This is a genomic window from Variovorax sp. 20P10.2.4 (assembly GCF_058244205.1).
This window is the reverse complement of record NZ_JBZAYE010000643.1, coordinates 1-4,000: the sequence shown is the minus strand read 5'-3', so window position 1 is coordinate 4,000 and position 4,000 is coordinate 1. Positions and strand designations below refer to the sequence as shown.

Below are 4,000 nucleotides of genomic sequence, written 5' to 3'. Positions count from 1 at the left end.
GAACTTGAACACCTGGCCCGCGCGCGCCACCTCGGCCACGGCCTCGGGCAGCACCCTGCCCTCCTCGCGCGCCAGCAGCAGGCCCAGCTCGTCCTTGCGCGCCAGCAGCTCGGCGCCGATGCGGTCGAGCACGTCGGCGCGGCGCTGCGGCGTGCTGTGGCTCCAGTGGGGGAAGGCGTCGGAGGCGGCGCGGATCGCCGCGTCGGTCTGGCGGCGGTCGGCCCGTGCGTACTCGGCCACCACTTCGCTGGTGTCCGAGGGATTGGTGCTCACACCGGTGGTCGCGCTGGTTTCCCAGCGGCCGTTGATGTACTGCCGCACGTTCTGATGGATCTCGCCGTGGAACACCGTGGCGCCGACCTTGTCTCTGTTGTTGTTGGGGGGGATTGGCGGCAGTCTAGGAATGAAACGGATATCGATCCAATCATTTTTTCGACAAAATGAATATCGATCGAGACATTCTGGAAAACCCGGGCGAACCGAGGTTCTCACCCTTCATGACGAACTACACCCATTGGTTTATCCGCGCGCGGCTCAAGACGCGCCAGCTGCTGCTGCTGGTGGCGCTGGCCGAGGAAGGCAACATCCACCGCGCGGCGCAGGTGCTCAACATGACCCAGCCGGCGGCCTCCAAGCTGCTCAAGGACCTGGAGGACGTGCTCGAGGTGCCGCTGTTCGAGCGGCTGCCGCGCGGCATGCGGCCGACCTGGTACGGCGAGACCATGATCCGCCACGCGCGGGTGGCGCTCGCGAGCCTGAACCAGGCGCACGACGAGCTCACCGCGCTCAAGGCCGGCCGCTTCGGCCAGGTGAGCGTGGGCGCGATCACCGCGCCGGGCCTCACGCTGCTGCCGCCCGCGGTGGCGATGGTCAAGCGCGAGCAGCCCCACCTGCGGATCTCGCTCGAGATCGAGACCAGCCCGGTGCTGATCGAGCGGCTCGAGCAGGGCAAGCTCGACATCCTGGTGGCGCGGCTGTTCGCCGAGCACGACAAGTCGCAGCTGCGCTACGAGGCGCTGACCGAGGAGCCGGTGTGCGCGCTGGTGCGCCCCGGCCATCCGCTGCTGGGCGTGAGCGGCCTCACGCTGCGCGACGTGGTCGGCGAAGGCTGGATCGTGCCGCCAGCCGGCAGCGTGCTGCGGCACCGCTTCGAGCTGATGTTCCAGGAGGAGGGACTGCAGCCGCCGATCAACACCATCGAGAGCTCGGCGCTGCTGTTCATCACGCGCATGCTGCAGCAGAGCGACATGGTGGCGGTGCTGGCGACCGACGTGGCGCGCTACTACGCCGCGCACGGCATCGTGTCGCTGCTGCCGCTGGACATGCCCTGCCACATGGACGCCTTCGGCATCATCACGCGCACCGACCGGCTGTTGTCACCGGCGGCCAAGGTGATGATGAAGGCGCTGAAGACGGCGAGCCTCAGCGTCTATGGGCGCAAGTTGGAGATCGACTGAATGCGGGAGCGGGCAGCCGGACGCGAAGAACGCGAAGGTTTCGCGAAGTACGCAAAAGAGACCTCAAAAAATTTGGTATTCCTTTCGCGCCCTTCGCGAAACCTTCGCGTCCTCTGCGTCCGGCTGTTCGGCTGTCTCTCTCAGGTCCACCCAGCATCCACGGTGAACTCCTGCGCCGTGCACATCCGCGCATCGTCCGAGGCCAGGAACAGCACCATGCGCGCGATGTCCTCGGGCATGAGCTTGTCGGGCAGGCACTGGTTGCGCTTGAGGGCCTGCTCGCCCTCGGCGTCGAGCCACAGCGCGACCTGGCGCTCGGTCATCACCCAGCCGGGCGAGACGGTGTTGATGCGGATGCGGTCGCGGCCCAGCTCCACCGCGAGGCCGCGCGTGAGGCCGTTGACCGAGGACTTGGCGATCGCATAGCAGGGATAGCCCGAGCCCTTGGTCTGCCAGCCGGTGGAGCCGAGGTTGACGATCGAGCCCGCGCCAAGGCGCTTCATGCCCGGCACCACCGACTGGATCGCGAACAGCGCGGGGCGCTCGTTGATCGCCATGCGGTTGTCGTAGTAGTCGGGCGTGACCGACTCGAGCGTGTGGCGGTCGTCGCTCGCGACGTTGTTGACCAGCACGGCGAAGTCGCCGAGTTCGGTGGCCGCATCGGCGATGGCGGCCTGCAGCGCGCCGATGTCGCGCACGTCGCAGGCGCGCCACCAGGGCGCCGCGTGGCCGGCCTGCGCGATGCGTTGCGCGAGTTCGGCGCTGGCGGCTTCGGCGATGTCGACGAAGGCCACCCTGGCGCCCTGCGCGGCGAAGGCCGACACGATGGCCGCGCCGATGCCGCTGCCGCCGCCCGTGACGAACACGGTGCGGCCCGAGAGGCTGGGGTGGATGGCGAGGGAGGAGGAAGCGGTCAAGGAGGTCTCCGGACGGGGTGGTCTTGATGCATTGCAAATTGCATATCAATGCATACAGTTATTTTTGATTTCCGTTATCAATATGCCTTGATACGATCCGCGGCGTCAAGAAGACCCCGCCATCCGGCACACAAGAAAGAAGGCACGCGCCATGACCGCCGCAGAGACAAGCCCCCTCCCCGCGCCGACGATCCTCGGCACGCCCGAATGCATCTGGGATGCCGGCGCCAACCTCGGCGAAGGCACGCTGTGGTCGCCGCGCGAGCAGGCGCTCTACTGGATCGACATCCTCACGCCGCGGCTGTTCCGCTTCCACCCCGCGAGCGGCGAGCGCCGGACCTGGCGCTTCGCCGAGGAGATCACGGCCATCGCCGAGCGCGCCGCCGCCCCGGGCCTGGTGATCACCCTGCGCCGCGGCTTCGCCTTCTTCGATCCCGCGACGGCGCCCGAGGGCGAGATCGCCTCGCCCGCCTATCTGCACCAGCCCGAGCCCGAGCGCGCGGGCAACCGCTTCAACGACGGCAAGTGCGATGCGCGCGGCCGCTTCTGGGGCGGCAGCATGGACTTCGACTGCCAGGCGCCCACCGGCGCGCTCTACCGCTACGACGGCGACGGCCGCTGCAGCCGGCACGACGACGGCTTCGAGGTCACGAACGGCCCGACCTGGTCGGCCGACGGTCGCACCCTGTACTTCAACAACACGGTGCTTAACCACCTCTACGCCTACGACTTCGACATGGAGGCCGGCACGGTGGCGAACCGCCGCCTCTGGCACCGCTTCCCCGCCACCGACGGCCTGCCCGACGGCATGACCACCGACGCGGCCGGCCGGCTGTGGATCGCGCACTGGGACGGCGCCTGCGTGAGCTGCCACGACCCGGTGAGCGCGCGGGAACTCGCGCGCATCGTGCTGCCCGCGGGCAACGTCACCGACTGCGCCTTCGGCGGGCCCGACCTGCGCACGCTCTACATCTCGACCGCGCGCAACGGCCGCACCGAAGCGCAGCTCGCGTCGGAACCGCTGGCCGGCGGCCTGTTCGCGGTGCGCGTCGACGGCCCGGGTGTACCGGCGAGCCTGTTCGCAGGCTGACCCGACCCTGCTGGCCCCACGGGCACGGGGGATTGCGATGCCGGCGACGCCGAGTCGCCGGACAATCCCCCGCTTCGCTCCGACGGCCATGCTGCACTTCACGACCGACGACCTCCGCCCGCAGGACCGCTTCGACCACTGGTGCGAGGTGCGCGGCCGGCACCTGTTCGGCGTCACGATCGAGCTGCCGCGCGAGCGGCGCACGGCCTTCGAAGGGCACTTCCTCTCCACGCCGGTCGGCGATACGAACTTCTGCGCCAGCGTCTCCGAGCTGCGCGCCTCCTCCTACCGCGTGAGCCGCACGCGCGCCGACATCGCGCGCGTCGCGGGCCAGAGCCTGTGCATCGGCCTGCAGGTGCGCGGCCCGGGCTGGGTCAGCAGCGGCCGCGACGAAGGCCGGCTGGTGCGCGAGGGCGACCTCGTGGTCCACCATGCCGACCTGCCGTTCGAGGCCACGCCGATGCGCGGCGACGGCTTCGATTTCCGCTCGCTGCGCATACCGCTCGCGCCCGGCATGCTGCTGGGCGCGCGCGCCG

At 69.4% G+C, this 4,000-nt stretch carries 4 protein-coding genes and 1 pseudogene; 3 read left to right on the top strand and 2 right to left on the bottom strand.

All coding sequences use genetic code 11. The annotated features are described in order from the left end of the window. A partial coding sequence (locus AC27VN_RS34840) for an aldehyde dehydrogenase family protein (RefSeq protein WP_490879554.1) occupies window positions 1-348 on the bottom strand: 348 nt, incomplete at its 3' end. 149 nt (window positions 349-497) lie between these two features. Here AC27VN_RS34840 and AC27VN_RS34835 point away from each other — a divergent pair. Beyond that, complete coding sequence (locus AC27VN_RS34835) at window positions 498-1,457, top strand: LysR family transcriptional regulator (RefSeq protein ID WP_093353629.1); 960 nt, start codon at window positions 498-500, stop codon at window positions 1,455-1,457. 140 nt (window positions 1,458-1,597) lie between these two features. On the opposite strand, the gene AC27VN_RS34830 is transcribed toward AC27VN_RS34835, so the two are convergent. Further along, window positions 1,598-2,374: an SDR family NAD(P)-dependent oxidoreductase gene (locus AC27VN_RS34830; protein ID WP_093353626.1), complete on the bottom strand. Its 777-nt coding sequence runs from the start codon at window positions 2,372-2,374 to the stop codon at window positions 1,598-1,600. A gap of 151 nt (window positions 2,375-2,525) precedes the next feature. Here AC27VN_RS34830 and AC27VN_RS34825 point away from each other — a divergent pair, with 151 nt between their 5' ends. Together AC27VN_RS34825 and AC27VN_RS34820 are read left to right on the top strand one after the other, a co-directional pair. Continuing rightward, on the top strand, window positions 2,526-3,464 hold the full coding sequence (locus tag AC27VN_RS34825) for an SMP-30/gluconolactonase/LRE family protein (protein WP_490879553.1): 939 nt from the start codon (window positions 2,526-2,528) through the stop codon (window positions 3,462-3,464). Window positions 3,465-3,552: 88 nt separating this feature from the next. After that, window positions 3,553-4,000, top strand: a pseudogene (locus AC27VN_RS34820) (AraC family transcriptional regulator); the annotation flags it as partial.

Bases quoted from the DNA above. Each gene is read 5' to 3' on its own strand.
- AC27VN_RS34835 (WP_093353629.1), top strand. From the start codon at position 498: ATGACGAACTACACCCATTGGTTTATCCGCGCGCGGCTCAAGACGCGC.
- AC27VN_RS34825 (WP_490879553.1), top strand. From the start codon at position 2,526: ATGACCGCCGCAGAGACAAGCCCCCTCCCCGCGCCGACGATCCTCGGC.